Here is a 17,157-nt window from a genome sequence, read left to right as displayed (position 1 = left end):
CGTCGCGCAAGCAAGCAGCGCAGCGCACAGCACGGCCGACAGCAGCCAGCGGGTGGAATGGGAAATCAGTCGTTGCCCTTGCATAGCGCGACCTCAGCGACTCATGGCGCGCACCGGCGCTTCCGGGGCAGGCGCTTGCGGTGCCGGCGCGGCTTGTGCGGGTTCGCGCGTCAACGATTCCTGATACTGCGCGCGGGCTCCTTCGCGCAGCGCTTGGCTAGCGGGCGAGTCGTACAGTTCGCGCATGGCCTGCTTGAGCGCGACTGGATCGTTGAGATTGGCGAGCAGGGCATCGACATGACGATTGCCGGTACTGGCGATCGGGGCCGCGCCGCGTACGGCGCTGCTCGAATCGCTTGCGGGCACTGTCGGTTCGGGTGCCGCCGGTGTCGTTGGCGGAAGCGGCGCCGGGCCGATATTGAACATGGTCGCATCGCTTTGCTTGAGCGTGTTCAGACTGACGCTGACCGTCGCGCCGGCGGGGTCGTTGCCTTCGCCGGCGACGTTGACGGCCAGTGGGTTGCGCAAATCCAGAAACATGTCTTCGCCGACCTTGCGCACGCCCTCGACCGCGTACATATGCCGGTCCTGCAGGCCATCCTGAGGAAATCCAGGGTTTTCCGCGTATGCGCCCAGCGTCACCGGGCGGCCTTCGGTCAGCGCGGTTTCCAAGCGGGTATAGATCTGCTCAGCAGTGAGTGCGGCGACCTGCTCGCGGGTTACATCTTGACCGGATTCTCCAGTAATCGCATGCATCGCCGGACCCGGTTCGCCAAATTCGATCGCAGCGTAATTGGCGCTGCGACTGCCGCGGTCTTGCAGCTCGGCGTATGCGGTTTCCATCACCGCCGGCCAGATCGGTCCATCCACGCCGCTGAGGTTGTCGACCGCGCTACCGCCATGGCGACGCAGGTTGTCGCGCAAGTCCGCCTGGCTGACATCCACCGTCACCGGCTGCGCGATGCCGTCCGCGTCGCGCCGGTACATGCGCACCTTGAACGATCGGCTGGCTTCGTCGTAGCTGATGGCATCCTGCAGGCGCTGCGGTTGCTGCCGCGCCAGTCCGGACATCGGCGCGACCAGATAACAGTCGTTGAGCTGGTCCTGATCGATATCGGCGGCCTGCGGGCGGCCACTGGGGCCATACAGATCGCTGGCGGTGAAACGCGGGCCTGTCATGACGTTGGTTTCCTTGGCCTTTGACTGCGTCCGATTCGGTTGGCTTCGTCATCGGTCCGCATGCCGCCTGCGCCGATAGGAGCAGCCTAGGCGAGTTTGAGATTGACGTCGAATTCGGTCTCCGGTTTATCGCGAGTTGGCTGAGATCCTGTGCAAAGGCGATGCAATATTGCGGCGAGCCGGGCATGAATCGCCGCACCTGGAATCAGCGACGATCCCAACGCCCCGGATGAAACCGCCAAGCCGGCCCGTATGGATGCCAGCGCGGCGTGACATAGACATAACCCGGCCGCGCGACCACGTAACTCCCCCCGACCCAGTAATAGCCGCGACCATCCCAACGCCAATACCCCGGCGCCCACACATACCCCGGCCGCACCCGCACCCGCTCATAACGCGGCGGCGGGGGCGCCACGCGCACATTCACGTCGATGTAAGCGCGCGCCTGCGCCGGCGGCGCATGCAGGCCGGCGACCGACATCACGCCCAGTACCGCTGCCAACATCAAAGGCCGCATGGCCATGACCGTTCTCCTCGCATTCGGCGGGAATCCGCCGGTAGTCGTGGCAACGCCGGGCTTGCGCCGGTGTTGACCGCGATGCGCGGGGCGTTCATGGGCGCGCGGGATTGCTGAAGGTTGGCTGGACGGAGGGGGCTGTTTGCGTCGCGGTCGGCGGTTCGCGGTCGCGGCTTGCGCCGCTCCTACAGGTAGTGGCCGGAGGTGGTGTGGTCGCGCGCACCCCCTGCAGGGGCGGCGCGAGCCGCGACCGGGCCGTATCCGTTCGCGCCGAAACCAGGCCCCGCAACGCCCGCAGCTGCGACCCGAACCGCAATTCGCCCGCCGCCGCCGGCCGTTCACCCTATTGACGCCGGGCCCCCGCGGCCTTAATGGCCCGCGCCCCTACGCCCCCGCACGCCGAGCCGCCAAACCGGGCTTGGCTCACAGAGCTACAATACGCACAGCCCGACCTGCGTATCGAGACAGCCATGAGCACGACTGCAGCCAATATTCCCGCCGCCCAGCCCGACGCCACGCCGTTGCGTTTCGTCACCGCCGCCAGCTTGTTCGACGGCCACGACGCGGCGATCAACATCATGCGTCGCCTGATCCAGGGGCAGGGCGCCGAAGTCGTCCACCTGGGCCATAACCGCTCGGTCGAGGACGTGGTCCGCGCCGCGCTGCAGGAAGATGCCGACGGCATCGCCCTGTCCAGCTACCAGGGCGGCCATGTCGAGTACTTCAAGTACATGGTCGACATGCTCAAGGAACGCGGCGCCGGCCACATCCGCGTGTTCGGCGGCGGCGGCGGCACCATCACCCCCGAGGAAATCCGCGAGCTGCAAGCCTACGGCGTGGAGCGCATCTACCACCCCAACGACGGCATGCACATGGGGCTGGTGGCGATGATCGAAGACGTGGTCCGCCGCGCCAGCGCAGGCCGCCTGGCCGACACCGCACCGGACAAGCCCACGGTCATCGACGATGAGATCACCATCGGCAAGATGCTCTCGGCGATCGAAGAGGGCAGCCTCGACGAAGCCCAGCTCGCGCACCTGCGCAAGCAATGGCAACTGGCCGGCGGCAAGACCCCGGTGGTCGGCATCACCGGCACCGGCGGCGCGGGCAAGTCCTCGGTCACCGACGAACTGCTCAACCGCTTCCTCGCCAACTTCCCCGACATGCGCATGGCGGTGATCTCGGTCGACCCGACCCGCCGCCGCACTGGCGGCGCGCTGCTCGGCGATCGCATCCGCATGAACTCGCTGCGCAGCCCGCGCGTGTACATGCGTTCGATGGCCACCCGCCGGCAGAACTCGGCCACCAACACCGTGCTCAAGGACTGCATCGCGCTGCTGCGCAGCCTGGGTTACGACCTGGTGATCGTGGAAACCGCCGGTATCGGCCAGAGCGATTCGGAAATCGTCGATCTGGTCGATTTCCCGATGTACGTGATGACCAGCGACTTCGGCGCGCCGAGCCAGCTGGAAAAGATCGACATGCTCGATTACGCCGAACTGGTGGTGCTCAACAAGTTCGACAAGCGCGGCGCCGAAGACGCGCTGCGCGACGTGCGCAAGCAGTGGAAGCGCAACCGGGTCGCGTTCCAGACCAAGGACGAAGACGTTCCGGTCTATCCGACCATCGCCAGCCAGTTCAACGACCCCGGCATCAGCTGGATGTTCGTCAATCTGTGCCGTTTGCTGCGCGAGAAGCTGTCGCTGCCGGCGGAGAAGTGGACGCCGGAGGTCAACACCGATCTCAAGGAGCCGCGTGCGACGGTGCTGATTCCCGGCAGCCGCGTGCGCTATTTGGCGGAGATCGCAGAGCAGGGCAGGTCGATCAATCGTCAGATCGAAACCCAGTCGGAAGTCGCCGATCGCGCGCAGTCGTATTGGCAGTCGCTGCACGATCTGGAAGACGAACAGTTGCCGAAGGCCCTGGATCTGTACGCCGCGCAAGCGCTGCTGCCCGAAGACCAGTCCGCCGACCGCACCCTGCTGACCCTGCGCCAACGCTACAACGACGCCGTCCAATCCCTCACCTCCGAGGCATTGAAGCTGCTGCGCGACTGGCCCGCGCGGCTGAAGTCGATCACCGACGAAGTCAACGAATACAAGGTCCGCGACAAGACCATCCGGGTCGAAAACTACCGCGACTCGCTGAGCCACCAGAAAATCCCGAAGATCGCCGCGCCCACCTACAAGAGCTGGGGCGAGCTGCTGACCTTCCTGCAAAAGGAAAACCTGCCGGGCTACTACCCCTACACCGGCGGCGTGTACCCGTACCGCCGCACCGGCGAAGACCCGATCCGCATGTTCGCCGGCGAAGGCACGCCCGAGCGCACCAACCGCCGCTTCCACTACCTGTCGGTCGGCCAGCCCGCCGCGCGCCTGTCGACCGCGTTCGACAGCGTCACCCTGTACGGCGAAGACCCGGCCGTGCGCCCGGACATCTTCGGCAAGATCGGCAACTCCGGCGTCAACATCGCGTCGCTGGACGACATGAAGAAGCTGTACTCCGGCTTCGACCTGTGCGCGCCCACCACCTCGGTGTCGATGACCATCAACGGCCCCGCGCCGATGCTGCTGGCGATGTTCATGAACACCGCCATCGATCAGCAGGTCGAGAAGTACCTGCGCGAAGACGGCGCCCGCTGGGACGCCGCGCACGACAAGATCGAAGCCATGTTCGCCGGCCGCAAGCGTCCGGAATACAGCGGCCTGCTGCCGGAAACCAACGACGGCCTCGGTCTGGGCCTGCTCGGCATCACCGGCGACCAGGTCGTCGACGCCGAAACCTACCAGCGCATCAAGGACAAGACCCTGTCCACCGTGCGCGGCACCGTCCAGGCCGACATCCTCAAGGAAGACCAGGCCCAGAACACCTGCATCTTCAGCACCGAATTCGCCTTGCGCATGATGGGCGACATCCAGCAGTTCTTCGTCGACAAGAACGTGCGCAACTTCTATTCGGTATCGATTTCCGGTTACCACATCGCCGAAGCCGGCGCCAACCCGATCAGCCAGCTCGCCTTCACCCTGAGCAACGGCTTCACCATCGTGGAGTACTACCTCGCCCGCGGGATGAAGATCGACGACTTCGCGCCGAACCTGTCGTTCTTCTTCAGCAACGGCATGGACCCGGAATACACCGTGATCGGCCGCGTCGCCCGCCGCATCTGGGCCCGCGCCATGCGCGAGCGCTACGGCGCCGACCCGCGCAGCCAGATGATGAAGTACCACATCCAGACCTCCGGCCGCTCGCTGCACGCGCAGGAAATCCAGTTCAACGACATCCGCACCACCTTGCAGGCGCTGTACGCGCTGTTCGACAACTGCAACAGCCTGCACACCAACGCCTACGACGAAGCCATCACCACCCCGACCGAAGAAAGCGTGCGCCGCGCGGTCGCGATCCAGATGATCATCAACAAGGAGCTGGGGCTGAACTTCAACGAGAACCCCTGGCAGGGCAGCTTCGCGGTGGACTACCTCACCGACATCGTCGAAGAGGCCGTGTACAAGGAATTCGAAGCCATCAGCGAGCGCGGCGGCGTGCTCGGCGCCATGGACACCATGTACCAGCGCGGCAAGATCCAGGAAGAAAGCCTGTACTACGAACACAAGAAGCACGACGGCAGCCTGCCGCTGGTCGGCGTCAACACCTTCCTGCCCAAGGATCACGGCGGCGACATCGTCACCGAGATCGAGCTGATCCGCTCCACCGGCGAGGAAAAGGGCCAGCAGATCGACAACGTGCAGGCCTACCAGCAAGGCCGCAACGGCTACGCCAGCGAAGGCCTGCGCAACCTGCAAGCCGCCGCGCGCGACCGCAAGAACGTGTTCGCCAGTTTGATGGAGGCGGTGAAGACCCACAGCCTCGGGCAGATCAGCCACGCGCTGTATGACGTGGGCGGCGAGTACCGGCGCAATATGTGATCGGCGCAGCGATTCAGAAAAAAATCCCCGCTCCGGCGGGGATTTTTTTTGTGGCTCGAAATCAGCGCCAGTCGGCACGGTTTTGACTGATACATCCATGGACATCCACATCGGATGATGTGTGCGTGAATCATGAGCGCTGACCGAATGCGCGAATTTCCCTGCGCGCTTGCGTGGGTGTGCGACGGTTCTTTCTCGCGACTTGCAAGCTCGCTATCGATCGCGGACTTTCTTCGTGGGCCGCTGCTCAGAGGGCGGGCCCGGTCGCCGCGGCGTGCACCGCACCAAGCCCGCCGACAGATATGCACTCAGGGGGAAGATCATGCGATTGGAATCAAGCGCCGATGGCGCCGGCTATACCGCGATCGGCGCGTCGGCGATCGTCAGTGCTTTGGGATGGTTCTCGATAGACCGATGGGTGCCAGTGTCCGGCGACGGTTCGGCGGTGATGGTGGCGCTGCTGCGCACCATCTTCACCTTGCTGCCGGCCATCGTCGGTTTCTGGATCGCGATGCGGCGCCAGCGCGATACCCACAAGGCGATCACCCTGCGGCTGGCCGATCTTAGAAGCAAGGTGTCCGAGTACCAGCGCGTCCGCAAGATCGAACACGAACTGCATACGATGGACCGTATGGCCAAAGTCGCCCGCGAAGCGGTCAAGAACACCGCCTCCAGTTCCAAGGAACTTCTGGGGGCGATAGAAGCCGTGGACGAGCCTCGGGTCAAGGAACGTTTGGTCGAGCGATACCGCTACCACACCAATAACGTGGTCACCGTGCTGTCGGCGGTCGCCGAGCAAATGGAGCAGAGCGGGCGCTCGATACAGTTGGAGTTGACCGCGGACGATGCCATTCCCATCTTGGAACGCGAGAAGCTCAACACCTCGCGGGGAATCGAGCACGCCAGGGAAATCATGGAGCAGCGCGGCATCGTCGATGGCCTACAGCAACTCAACTTCGCCGCCGAACAAGCCTCCAAGCTGCAACTGGAACTGTCGTCGTTGAAGGCGATCGCCCCGCCGGCTCAGGAGAACCAAGATGGCTAAGCCGGACTTCACCAAAACCTCCAGTCAGCTCGAACGCCAAGTATTCGACTTGATCGACGCCGTGGACCGTTCCCTGGACAGTTCCAACGGCGATTCCCAGCGCAACGGCCACTACGTCTTCACCGCCTTGGTTTCCATCGTGATCGTGTTCGCCAGCATTCTCGGCATCGACTACTTGGTGGGCGGCAAGAAACCGGCCAGCGCCGGGCGCAACGCCGTCGCGAACGGATCGCGCCACGACATGCGCGATCTGGAGCTGATGGGGCAGCATCTGACCCGCATCGAACGGCAATCGTCCTCGATCCGCGAGATCAAATCGCGGGTAGCGCCGTCGATGCCGATCGACAGTCAACTCGACGTGATCGCCAACTCGGTGGACGACTTGCGCCGGTTAGAAGGCGTTCCCGCGCCGGCCAATGCGACGGCGACGGGGGCGAGCCACTGAAACAGCGGCCGGGATAGGCGTGTGAAAGAGCGTGTCTTTTCCACAGAGGGTAGGGCCTGAACAACAGCGAGCGGCACACACGCCTGTGACCGTAACAGCATCGTCATAACCGCTCACTAGCGTTCTGCGCTTTCACCGCCGAGGTCCCGCATGTCCGAGTACAACCGCCGCGACTTTCTCCGCATCGCCGGCCAATCCGCCGGCGCCCTGGCGCTCGGCGCGGCCTTGCCGCCGTCGATCGCCAAAGCCCTGTCGATCGCCCCCGCGCGGGTCAGCGGCACCATTCAGGACGTGCAACACGTCGTCATCCTGATGCAGGAAAACCGCTCTCTGGACCATTACTTCGGCCGGCTGAGCGGCGTGCGCGGCTTCAACGACCCGCGTGCGATCCGCCAAGCCGACGGCAAGCCGGTCTGGCAGCAGAACTACAAAGGCCGCGACTACACCCCATATCACCTCGACACCAGCAAGACCTGGGCACAGTGGCTGGAAAGCAACAATCACGGCTGGGGCGGTCTGCACGATTGCTGGAACCAGGGCCGCAACGACCGCTGGATGCACGTGCAATGGCCGCAGGCGATGGGTTATTTCACCCGCGCCGACCTGCCGTACTACTACCCGCTCGCCGACAGCTTCACCATCTGCGACGCCTACCATGCGTCCATGCTCGGTCCCACCAACCCCAATCGCCTGTATCTGATGAGCGGGCGCGCATCGGCGAAGGCCGACGGCAGCGGCGTTCATACCGACAACGACATGGGCGACAGCGGCGGATCGGTGAGCTGGATCAGCTATGCCGAGCGTCTGCAGCAAGCCGGCGTGTCCTGGCGCATCTATCAGAACGGCGCCGTCGGTTCCTACAACGTCGTGGCGAACTTCGTGTCCAGCCGCTACAAGATCGACGACAACAACAACTACGACTGCAATGCGCTGGCGTGGTTCAGCCAGTTCAAGAACGCTCCGCGCACATCGCAGTTGTGGGAGCGCGCGATGACCGTGCGCGGCCTGGACAAGCTGCGCGAAGACGTGATCCAGAACAAGCTGCCGCAGGTTTCGTGGCTGGTGCCGCCGTTCTCCTCATCCGAACATCCCTGGTGGGGTCCGGCCTTCGGCGAGCTGTACGTCTCCAAAGTCATCGAAGCGCTGACCGCCAATCCCGAGGTCTGGGCCAAGACCGTGTTCTTGCTGACCTACGACGAATGCGACGGCTTCTTCGACCACATGCCGCCGCCGACGCCGCCGTGGCAGGCCGGCAAGGGCGCGTCCACCGTGCCGACCACCGGCGAGATCGAAGCCGCGTCCGGCCTGCCGATCGGGCTGGGCCATCGCGTGCCGATGCTGGCGATCTCGCCTTGGTCCAAGGGCGGCTGGGTGAGTTCGGAAGTGTTCGACCACACCTCGGTGATCCGCTTCCTGGAAAAACGCTTCGGCGTCGCCGAGCCGAACATCAGCCCGTGGCGCCGCGCCGTGTGCGGCGACCTCACCGCGTTGTTCGACTTCGATGCCGCCGACACCGCCGTGCCCGCCGGGTTGCGCGACACCGCCGCGACCAATGCGCATATGAACGACGCGTATAACAAACAGTACTACTACGCCAAACCCGACTACCCGAGCATCTCGCCCGCGCTGCCTGGGCAAGAGCAGGGCATGAAGCTCGCGCGCGCCGTGCCTTACGAGTTGTATGCCACCTCGTGGAGCGAGCCGGGCAAGCGCCAGTTCTGGCTGGAATTTTCCAACCAGGGCGCCAGCGCCGCGGTGTTTCAGGTCTACGCCGGCAACGGCGACATCGGCCCGCGCACCTACACCGTCGGCCCGGGCAAACAACTCAGCGACTATTGGAGTGTCGACGCGCAAGGCGCGTACAAGCTCACCGTCTACGGCCCCAATGGTTTCTTCCGGCAGTTCAGCGGCAGCGTGAGCGCAGACGCAGCGCAACCCGACGTCATCGCCGTCTACGACAAAACCCGCTCGCGTCTGGCGTTGTCGATCGAAAACAAGGGCGTGCGCGCCTGCACCGTGCAAGTCGCGGTCAGCGCTTACAGCAACGCACCCGCCCGCAGCTATCGCCTCGATGCCGGGCAAGCGGTCAGCGCCGACTGGTCGTTCGCCGACAGCGACGGCTGGTACGACCTCACCGTTACCAGCGACGCCCCCGCCGGCTACGAACGGCGTATCGCCGGCCATATCGAAACCGGCCTGCCGAGCATCACCGATCCCTTGCTCAATCGCGGCACCTCCACGGCGACCGCGTCCGCGAACGGCACCGCAACGGTTACTACGGCGTAACAGCACGCTCCAATCATCGCCACGCGATACCCGGCGCGAAAATCCGCCGGGTATCGCAGTTCAATGCGATACCCGCGGCGGATAAGCGACCCGCATCACGCCGCTGTTGCAACACGCGCTCGCAAAACCGCGGCGCTGCGCGAAACGCGCCGCGAGACCGACGCGAATACCGCCACATGCGCGGGAATTCGCGCATCGCAAACCATGCGGGCTTTCTCATTAGCCCGCTTGAAGTTCTGCCAAGATCGCCGCGCACTGCCGCGCCGGCATCAGGGGACGGCGACCCTCAGAGACCTATTTCAGGAGAAGTCATATGGCTATCCCCCAGCGACGCCTGCGCGCGATCGCCTGCCGCGCCGGCGCCTTCGTACTGATCGCGCTCGCCGCCACCCTTAGCCTCAAAGCGCAAGCCGCGACGCCGACGGAGGCCAAAGCCCTCGGCGATTTCCGTCTTGCCGTCGACCCGGGCAGCATCGCCACCAGCCGGGAAAACTCGGTCGCCACCTACGTCGTACTGAACAGCATCGACCAATACAACAAGCCCACCGCGCTCAGCGTCGCCGACTTGCCCGCCGGCATCACCGCCAGCTTCTCGCAATCCTCGCTCACACCGCCCGCCAACGGCAGCGTTCGATCCAAACTCAGCCTGGCCATCGCCGCCGGCGTCGCGCCCGGCACCTATCCCATCACCGTCACCGGCCGCTACAACGCACTCGCGCACAGCGCCACGGTCGAACTCATCGTCACCGACCAATCCGGATTCAAAGTCACGGTGCCCGGCACCCAGCACATCGTGACTATCGGCAACAGCAGCCGCTTGAACGTCACCGTTACCGGCACCGCCTACACCGAACCGGTGACGCTGGACGTGAGCGGACTGCCGGCCGGCGTGAGCGCGGTCTTCAGCCTCAACCCGGTCAACCCTGGCGCGAAGGCCGCGGTGAATTCCACCTTGACCTTCAGCGCGTCCACGCAAGCCGCGCAGGGCAAATACCCGCTGACCATCACCGGCACCTCCAACGGCACCGTCCGCAGCACCGCGCTGAATCTCTACGTCAACCCGACGCCCGATTTCACCCTGTGGACCATCGGCCGCAGCCGCGCCTTGGTCGCGGTGACCCAGCAAGCCGGCATCAGCGGCTGGCTGGAAATCAACGCGCGCCCCTTGCACGGCTGGAACCAGGCCATCGAGTTCTCGATGGAAGACCTGCCGCCCGGCGTCAGCGCGACCTTCAGCCCGGCCGTGGTCAACCCTTACGGCCCCACCGCCATCGCCTTCACCGCATCGGCGGAAACCCCCGTGGGCCGCTACACCGCCAACGTCGTCGCCACCGGCGCCACATCCACGCACCGACTGCCGGTCGAACTGACCGTGCTGCCGTACCTCGACGCCAGCCGCCTGCCCAACGACGTCACCCGCGTCGGCCTGTCGCTGCGCGCCGGCGAATCGTTGCTGTTCAACATCATGAAACCCGAAACCGGCGCGCTCTACACCGCGCTCAACACCCAGGCCGGCTTCGGCACCGGCCGCGGAAAACTCTACGTACGCGAAGGCGCGCCGCCCACCGCCACCGACTTCCATTGCCGCACCACCGGCAACTGGAGCACCTTCTGCAAAGTCGAACGCAACCCCGACGCCGACTTCCCGATGACCTACTTCCTGCGCCTGACCGCCGACACCGACATCAGCGGCGGCAGCATCATGGCCAGCTACGGCGAGCGCAACGACGGCCGCTGGCCGACCCGGCGATCCAACCCCACCGACTACCTCATCAACGACAACACCGTCGTCGAAAGCCCCATCGTCGTCAGCGACCTGAGCGGCAACGGCGGCCTCGCCAGCGTCAGCTACAACCTCAACCACGCCTACCGCACCGACCTCAAAGTCGAACTGATCGCACCGGACGGTCAGATCTACCTGTTGCGTGACCACGTCAACGGCCCGGTCAACCCGAGCGCCACCCACCGCTTCGACTTCACCGACAAAGTCGCCAACGGCACCTGGAAACTGCGCGTCACCGACGACGTCACCGGCGGCTCGGGCGTCTTGCTCGGATGGCAGCTGGACTTCTTCGACAGAGCGCAGTAACCCAGCGCGACGCCAAGCCCGGCGCGACCGGGCTTGGCGTTATCCCGCGGCGTCTATCAGCGTTGCTGAAACGCCAACTTGGCGCCGAGCCCCAAATAGATCGCCCCGACCACCTTGTTCTGCCAGCGGCCGACCGCGCGATTGCGACCGAGCCACTTGCCCAGCGCACTCGCCGCCAACGCGACGGCCGACGAATACAGCGCGCTCAGCACCGCGAATATCAACCCCAACTGCGCCAACTGCAGCGTAGCGTTGGCATGTTGAGCCGACACGAACTGCGGCAAGAACGCCAGAAAGAACAACGCCGTCTTCGGATTCAACACCTCGGTCAACATGCCTTGGCGGAACGCCGCCCAGCCGCCGAGCTTGCGCGCCTGCGGCAACTGCAGATCGCTGGACTTCTCCAGCAGCGCCTTCACCCCGAGATACACCAAGTACGCCACACCCGCGTACTTGACCGTCGCGAACGCCGTCGCCGACGCCATCAACACCGCCGACAGACCGAAGGTCGCGAGCATCGCGTGGACCAGATCGCCGCAGGCTACGCCCAAGCCGGTCAACACGCCGATGCGGCGGCCGCCGCTGCTGGCGCGGGCCAGGATCATCAGGACGGCCGGGCCGGGGATTACGAATAGGGCTAGGACTACGAGGGTGAAGGAGAGCAGGGTGCTGGGGTCGAGCATGGGCTGGGTCTCCGGGCGAACGTTGGCGGGGGCGATGGGCTTAGAAAGCCACAACCAAGTTGCCAGCCGCAAGCGCCGGGACGGGGGCGGTTCTGGGAAATGCCGTCCGCCTAGTGCCAGACACCCCCGGCCCCTCGATAATCCCCGAATGACCATCATCCTCACCGACTTCGCCCGCACCCGCTTGTTCCCGCGCGAACCGCGCCGGAACACCATCCAGGACATCACCCCGGAACAGTTCGAGCGTTACCTCAACGACGTACCGCCGCTGACCGTCCTCGACGGCTACGCCCCGTTCTGCAAACTGCACGTGCACCGTAACTGGACCAGCACCCGCTGCCTGACCGTGCCGATCACCGACGACAATCGCCACCTGCTGCGCAGCGGCTACGAAGCGCGCACCAAGGACGAACTGCCGGTGCTGGTGCGCTGGTTCGAAGGCATCGACCCGCCCGTGGCCGAGTACCTCATCGTCATCCTCTACAGCCGCGAGCAACTGGCCAAAGAAGGTACCGACACTACCGCCGACTGGGGCGTGGTCGGCTGCATGTACACCGCCGAGCCGGTGGAGACGCCGATGGCGCCGATTACGATGATGCGCAATGCGTTAGGGGTGGAGGAGGGTGGGTCGGGGGTGGGGTTGGATCGGCAGGCTTACTTGCGGGCTGTGGAGTTTTGGCGAGGGCATGCCAACTGGCGGGGGTAGTTCGGTGTTCGGTTATTGCATTCGCCTCAATATCGAGCAAACCGCTTAGCCATCATCCGAGTGCTTCGTTAGGACCTCTGTCGATGGTTGCCTGTCATGTAGGATGGGGCTGCAACTGAACGGGCGGCCTCCGGTGCCGCTAGCACTGTTCTTGAGGCCTGCCAGACCGAAGGGAATCGCCATGGAGTACAAAGAACAACCACGTGCCAGCAACCCATCGTCGGACGAACGCACAGCGAAGCGCCATCGCGGAGCGCGCATCTCAGCCATCATTTGCTTGATCTTGGTGTTGCTGTTGGCGGCGATTTCGGTGGTTTTGATGGGGACAGATGTTGCGGGCTGCTGGGGCGGCGCCTATTTGTTCCTGATCTGCCTTGTAGTCCTCGGAGTCCCGATCCTGATTCTGTTGGTGACAGTCGCTTGTCTGAGGTTTTCCGAGTTGCTTTGGCTGGTCGCGGCGCTGGCGCTGACTTACTTTGCTGTCGAGGTGGTATCCAGTCTGCTTCCGCCCGTTATATGCAGCGGTTCGGGCTGATGGCGCCGGTATCGTCCTTGAGCCGAATACTCACGGATGACTCGTTTGAACGCTGCTGGGCATGAGCGTGAGAGGCGTAAGCGCTGGGTGTACCTGCAGCCGTATACCCGAATTATCTGCCGCCACGAGTGGGGTCGTCCAATGTACGAGCGGCGGTCAATGCTGAGCGCTCTCGCCTGCGAGTCCCTGGAATGTTGCTGCCCCTTCTGTTTCGCTACTCGACAGCCTTGCAATTCAGTTCCGAAATAGCATCGGAAGGTCGTTGCCGGGTCAGATCAAAAACGGTGAAGCCGTCGGTGTTCTTGCCGCCATCTTTCTGGCTGGCCTGCACGTAGATTTTTCTGTTGTCGGCAAGCGAGACTTCGAAGAACGCGCCCTCTCCCGCGCCTTCTTCATATTCGGGCGCGGGGCATTGGTCTGCGATCGTGGATATCCGTGCCGCTTTGAACTGGTTGTTCAGTACGCCCAGGTAGTTGTCCGAATAAAGCGGCTTTCTGATCGACACAGAGTCGACTCCACTCAGGGTTCCGGCCACAGTTAGCGTCGACTCGCCTTCGTTGCGCTTTGTGGTTGCGTAGTCTGAGCCCGGCTTCCCGTTTGGGATGTCCTTGATCGTAAAGCCCTGCAGCAGGACGGTGCCGCTTCGCGAATAGCGGCCGGCCGTGAACTCCTGGGGAACTGAGTCTTTCCATTTGACTTGGGAGAGCGCTCCATAGGCATCCCAGTCGCGTCCGCGCTCGCTTGCGAAAACGGATGCGGCCGCTTGCATGTCGCTAATCGTCACAGGGGCGACTTGCTCGACTCGCGCCGTCTCGATCGGAGGGGGAGGCGCAGCGGCATTTTCTTGTTGGCAGGCCGCGAGTCCCAGCGTGGCGGAGGCGGCTATGGCGGTGAGGTGCTTGATGCTCACGTCGTCTATCTCTTGGCGGAGTTCTTCGCTGCTTCCGGGGGCGGCGCTGCTGGTCGCTAGGATCGGTTTTCGCTTCGGTCTTGATGTCGCGTCGCTGGCAAGCCGAAGGCCAAGTTCGCTGCGGGTCGCGCCGTTGATTAAGTCGAGGTCTCTGCGCAGCGCATCGGCCTGTGCAAGCGCAATAAAATCCGGAGGCTGGGGTTGCTGTAGGCGTGAGGCATGCAACGATCCATGTTGAAAGCAGGCCGAGCTACTGCCTATTTCTTGCCGCTCGAATTTTTCGACTGGGATTCTCGTTGGCAGTTCATTTGGCACACGGCCGTTCGCTTTGGCCAACGCAAGAATTCCGTATTTGCACTGTCGCCGCAAGGGCAACTCTAAGTTGCGCGTCGCTTGGGCCTAAAATGACACGCGGTAGAGTGCATTGCTCTGTCACGGATCGTGCCAGTTAGACTTACTTTTGCTGTCCCATCCAGGCTTTGAGTACCTTGATCCGCGCATTGGTGAAATCGACCTGACAGTTGTACCGAGCGTCTTCTTCGATAGCCCCATCGACGTTCACGCGGGTAGTGAAGGCACAAGAATCTTCGACGAAAGCCCGCCAACTGGCCTGTGATTTCTGCAGCAACGCCCCAGCCTGCGCATCCTTGCCCGCAACCTTGCGATGCAGCGGCCGATACGCAGCATCGAGGTCCTTCTCCAACGCCTCATACAGACAAGCCCGCACGGCGGCCATGTTGGAACCGGCTTGTTCGCAATCTTGCGCCTGCACGGAGAAGGCGACGGCGAACAGCAGGACGAAGGCGAGAGCGATCGGTTTCATGCGAGTCCTTGCGTTGATGACTGGGAATACGACGTCCGTTCCCGATACGTGAAGGTTAGCGACATGCGATTAGACCCGCCATTAACCCGTTCCGCGTCAGCGTGCGGGTATCGCCGGCCCGTTCCCGGGCCAGCGTCCTGAGAGGGCGACCGATATGGGCAACGAAACCGGAGGCGGGAAACCGCGCGACACCGATCAAGGCGGCAAGCCGCCGCATGGGCAAGGCCATCAGCCGCTGCCGGGCGAGAGTCCGTCCGAGGGCGATGTGCGGGCCAAGCGCAAGCACGTGCAGAACGCGGATCTGCCGCCGGGGCAGGGGCATCAGCCGTTGCCGGGCGAGGATCCGCCGGACGATAAGGGCGGTCGTCGCTGATCGATGAGGGCTGTCGCGCGCCCGCGGGCGCGCTGGCAGCCAGGAGGTCTCGCCATGAATGTGATGGCTCAGTTGGCGTTCGACGGGCAATGCCGGCGGGCGTTCGAGCGCTATGCGCAGATATTCGGATGAGTGAACGCGGCGATCCGGCCGCAGGCTGAGGGCGGCGATCTGTTCGGTCAGGGGATTTGCGGCTGATTTGCTGCGGCGGGCGGTCGCCATCGTCGCGAGCTGAATGCGGGGCGCGGACCGATCGACCGTTCTCAACGCTGCTCCCGTTCTTAAATTATAGCCCGCCCGGGGGCTTGCGGCAAGGCCCGCGGGGTGCAACACAATCGCCGCCCTCTGCCGGATCCGGCGATTTGGGAGCTGCGAAATGCGCGTTTTGTTGTCGACGTATGGTTCGCGCGGCGATGTCGAACCGTTGGCGGGATTGGCGGTGGGGTTGCAGGCGCTCGGGGTGCAGGTGCGGGTGTGTGCGCCGCCGGATGTCGAGTTCGCCGAGTTGTTGGCGCGCGCCGGCGTGCCGCTGGCGCCGGCGTTTTCGTCGGTGCGCGAGTGGGTCGGCGAGATGATCAAGCGCAAGGCGGAGGCGACGCCGCGGGGCGCGGCGCAGTTGATCTCCACAACCGCGGCGATGATCGTCGGGCGACAGTTCGAGGCGATCGACGCGGCTGCGGAGGGTTGCGATGCAGTGGTGGCGACGGGTTTGTTTCCGTCGACCGCAGCGGCGCGGTTGGTGGCCGAGCGACGCGGTCTGGACTATGTGTATGCGGCGTATTGCCCGTACTTCGTGCCTTCCTCGCATCATCGGCCGCATGAGTATCCCGATCACCCGCTGCCGGCGGATATCGCCGACAACGCCGTGTTATGGGATCGCGATATCGACACCATGAACGCCATGTTCGGCGCCGGGGTTAACGCGCAATGCGCGGCTATCGGCCTGGGGCCGGTGAAGAACGTGCGCGATTACGTGTTCACCGAGCGGCCGTGGTTGGCGGCCGATCCGGTGTTGAGTCCGTGGCGGCCGACCGAGCTGCGCGATGTGTGGCAGAGCGGGGCGTGGGTGTTGCACGACGAACGTCCGCTGCCGGCGGATCTGCGCGCGTTTCTCGATGCCGGCGCGCCGCCGGTGTATGTGGGTTTCGGCAGCATGCCGATGCAGGCCTTGCGCGAGACCGCGCGGGCGGCGATCGAAGCGGTACGTGCGCAAGGGCGCCGGGTGTTGGTGTCGCGCGGCTGGGCGGAGCTGGGTTTGCTCGACGATCGCGAGGATTGCTTCGCGATCGGCGAGATCAATCAGCAAGCCCTGTTCGGCCGAGTGGCGGCGGTGGTGCATCACGGCGGCGCCGGCACGACCCACACGGCCACGCGCGCGGGCGTGCCGCAGGTGGTGGTGCCGCAGATCGCCGATCAGCCGTATTGGGCGGGGCGGGTGGCGGCGTTGGGCATCGGCGCCGCTCACGAGGGGCCGCAGCCCAGCTTCGAGTCGTTGTCGGCGGCGCTCGCCGATGCGTTGAGGGCGCAGACCTGCATCCGTGCGAGCGAAGTGGCCAGTACGGTGCGGGGCGATGGCGCGGCGGTGGCGGCGACGCGATTGGCAGAGGCCATGAGTAGAAGGTGTGGTTTCTAGCTGTTCTTAA

14 protein-coding genes are annotated in these 17,157 nt (G+C 64.4%); 8 read left to right on the top strand and 6 right to left on the bottom strand.

Annotated features, from left to right (window positions below; genetic code table 11):
• Positions 1-93: 93 nt before the first annotated feature.
• Both V7787_RS37750 and V7787_RS37745 read right to left on the bottom strand, forming a co-directional pair.
• On the bottom strand, positions 94-1,179 hold the full coding sequence (locus tag V7787_RS37750) for a C2 family cysteine protease (protein WP_336092752.1): 1,086 nt from the start codon (positions 1,177-1,179) through the stop codon (positions 94-96).
• A 205-nt stretch (positions 1,180-1,384) separates the two neighbouring features.
• On the bottom strand, positions 1,385-1,702 hold the full coding sequence (locus tag V7787_RS37745; RefSeq protein WP_336092751.1) for a YXWGXW repeat-containing protein: 318 nt from the start codon (positions 1,700-1,702) through the stop codon (positions 1,385-1,387).
• 464 nt (positions 1,703-2,166) lie between these two features.
• Here V7787_RS37745 and V7787_RS37740 point away from each other — a divergent pair, with 464 nt between their 5' ends.
• The 5 genes from V7787_RS37740 (at position 2,167) to V7787_RS37720 (ending at position 11,484) form a co-directional block, all read left to right on the top strand.
• Complete coding sequence (locus V7787_RS37740; RefSeq protein WP_336092750.1) at positions 2,167-5,619, top strand: methylmalonyl-CoA mutase family protein; 3,453 nt, start codon at positions 2,167-2,169, stop codon at positions 5,617-5,619.
• 274 nt (positions 5,620-5,893) lie between these two features.
• On the top strand, positions 5,894-6,664 hold the full coding sequence (locus V7787_RS37735) for a hypothetical protein (RefSeq protein ID WP_336092748.1): 771 nt from the start codon (positions 5,894-5,896) through the stop codon (positions 6,662-6,664).
• A complete protein-coding gene (locus V7787_RS37730; protein ID WP_336092746.1) occupies positions 6,657-7,109 on the top strand; it encodes a hypothetical protein in 453 nt (150 codons plus the stop codon). The genes V7787_RS37735 and V7787_RS37730 overlap by 8 nt, the downstream gene beginning before the upstream one ends.
• A 150-nt stretch (positions 7,110-7,259) precedes the next feature.
• The gene (locus V7787_RS37725; protein ID WP_336092744.1) at positions 7,260-9,395 is read left to right on the top strand and encodes a phosphocholine-specific phospholipase C; all 2,136 of its coding nucleotides are present in this window, start codon (positions 7,260-7,262) and stop codon (positions 9,393-9,395) included.
• A gap of 313 nt (positions 9,396-9,708) precedes the next feature.
• The gene (locus tag V7787_RS37720) at positions 9,709-11,484 is read left to right on the top strand and encodes a proprotein convertase P-domain-containing protein (protein WP_336092742.1); all 1,776 of its coding nucleotides are present in this window, start codon (positions 9,709-9,711) and stop codon (positions 11,482-11,484) included.
• A 56-nt stretch (positions 11,485-11,540) separates the two neighbouring features.
• Here the strand turns inward: V7787_RS37720 and V7787_RS37715 are convergent, their stop codons facing one another.
• A complete protein-coding gene (locus V7787_RS37715; protein ID WP_336092741.1) occupies positions 11,541-12,167 on the bottom strand; it encodes a LysE family translocator in 627 nt (208 codons plus the stop codon).
• 148 nt (positions 12,168-12,315) lie between these two features.
• Here V7787_RS37715 and V7787_RS37710 point away from each other — a divergent pair, with 148 nt between their 5' ends.
• Both V7787_RS37710 and V7787_RS37705 read left to right on the top strand, forming a co-directional pair.
• Positions 12,316-12,873 carry a DUF3228 family protein gene (locus V7787_RS37710; protein ID WP_336092740.1) on the top strand — a complete coding sequence of 186 codons (558 nt, stop codon included), beginning with the start codon at positions 12,316-12,318 and terminating at the stop codon, positions 12,871-12,873.
• A 181-nt stretch (positions 12,874-13,054) separates the two neighbouring features.
• A complete protein-coding gene (locus tag V7787_RS37705; protein ID WP_336092739.1) occupies positions 13,055-13,408 on the top strand; it encodes a hypothetical protein in 354 nt (117 codons plus the stop codon).
• Positions 13,409-13,622: 214 nt separating this feature from the next.
• Here the strand turns inward: V7787_RS37705 and V7787_RS37700 are convergent, their stop codons facing one another.
• From V7787_RS37700 to V7787_RS37690, 3 genes are all read right to left on the bottom strand, one after another.
• Positions 13,623-14,654, bottom strand: a complete 1,032-nt coding sequence (locus V7787_RS37700) for a hypothetical protein (protein WP_336092737.1) — start codon at positions 14,652-14,654, stop codon at positions 13,623-13,625.
• Positions 14,655-14,772: 118 nt separating this feature from the next.
• Positions 14,773-15,141, bottom strand: coding sequence for a lysozyme inhibitor LprI family protein (locus V7787_RS37695; RefSeq protein ID WP_336092736.1), 369 nt, complete (start codon positions 15,139-15,141; stop codon positions 14,773-14,775).
• Between the two features lie 55 nt (positions 15,142-15,196).
• Entirely contained in the window at positions 15,197-15,781 is a 585-nt protein-coding gene (locus V7787_RS37690; RefSeq protein WP_336092735.1) for a hypothetical protein, read from the bottom strand.
• A gap of 109 nt (positions 15,782-15,890) precedes the next feature.
• On the opposite strand from V7787_RS37690, the gene V7787_RS37685 reads away from it, so the two are divergent.
• Positions 15,891-17,147, top strand: coding sequence for a glycosyltransferase (locus tag V7787_RS37685; RefSeq protein WP_336092734.1), 1,257 nt, complete (start codon positions 15,891-15,893; stop codon positions 17,145-17,147).
• Positions 17,148-17,157 lie beyond the last annotated feature (10 nt).

Source organism: Pseudomonas sp. CGJS7 (assembly GCF_036961695.1).
Note: the sequence above shows the minus strand (reverse complement) of the source record. Positions and strands in the feature narration are given on the sequence as shown.

What these genes read in the sequence shown, in the direction of transcription:
- V7787_RS37750 (WP_336092752.1), bottom strand. Translation starts at nt 1,179, where the DNA reads ATGACAGGCCCGCGTTTCACCGCCAGCGATCTGTATGGCCCCAGTGGC.
- V7787_RS37745 (WP_336092751.1), bottom strand. Translation starts at nt 1,702, where the DNA reads ATGGCCATGCGGCCTTTGATGTTGGCAGCGGTACTGGGCGTGATGTCG.
- V7787_RS37740 (WP_336092750.1), top strand. Translation starts at nt 2,167, where the DNA reads ATGAGCACGACTGCAGCCAATATTCCCGCCGCCCAGCCCGACGCCACG.
- V7787_RS37730 (WP_336092746.1), top strand. Translation starts at nt 6,657, where the DNA reads ATGGCTAAGCCGGACTTCACCAAAACCTCCAGTCAGCTCGAACGCCAA.
- V7787_RS37725 (WP_336092744.1), top strand. Translation starts at nt 7,260, where the DNA reads ATGTCCGAGTACAACCGCCGCGACTTTCTCCGCATCGCCGGCCAATCC.
- V7787_RS37720 (WP_336092742.1), top strand. Translation starts at nt 9,709, where the DNA reads ATGGCTATCCCCCAGCGACGCCTGCGCGCGATCGCCTGCCGCGCCGGC.
- V7787_RS37715 (WP_336092741.1), bottom strand. Translation starts at nt 12,167, where the DNA reads ATGCTCGACCCCAGCACCCTGCTCTCCTTCACCCTCGTAGTCCTAGCC.
- V7787_RS37710 (WP_336092740.1), top strand. Translation starts at nt 12,316, where the DNA reads ATGACCATCATCCTCACCGACTTCGCCCGCACCCGCTTGTTCCCGCGC.
- V7787_RS37705 (WP_336092739.1), top strand. Translation starts at nt 13,055, where the DNA reads ATGGAGTACAAAGAACAACCACGTGCCAGCAACCCATCGTCGGACGAA.
- V7787_RS37695 (WP_336092736.1), bottom strand. Translation starts at nt 15,141, where the DNA reads ATGAAACCGATCGCTCTCGCCTTCGTCCTGCTGTTCGCCGTCGCCTTC.
- V7787_RS37685 (WP_336092734.1), top strand. Translation starts at nt 15,891, where the DNA reads ATGCGCGTTTTGTTGTCGACGTATGGTTCGCGCGGCGATGTCGAACCG.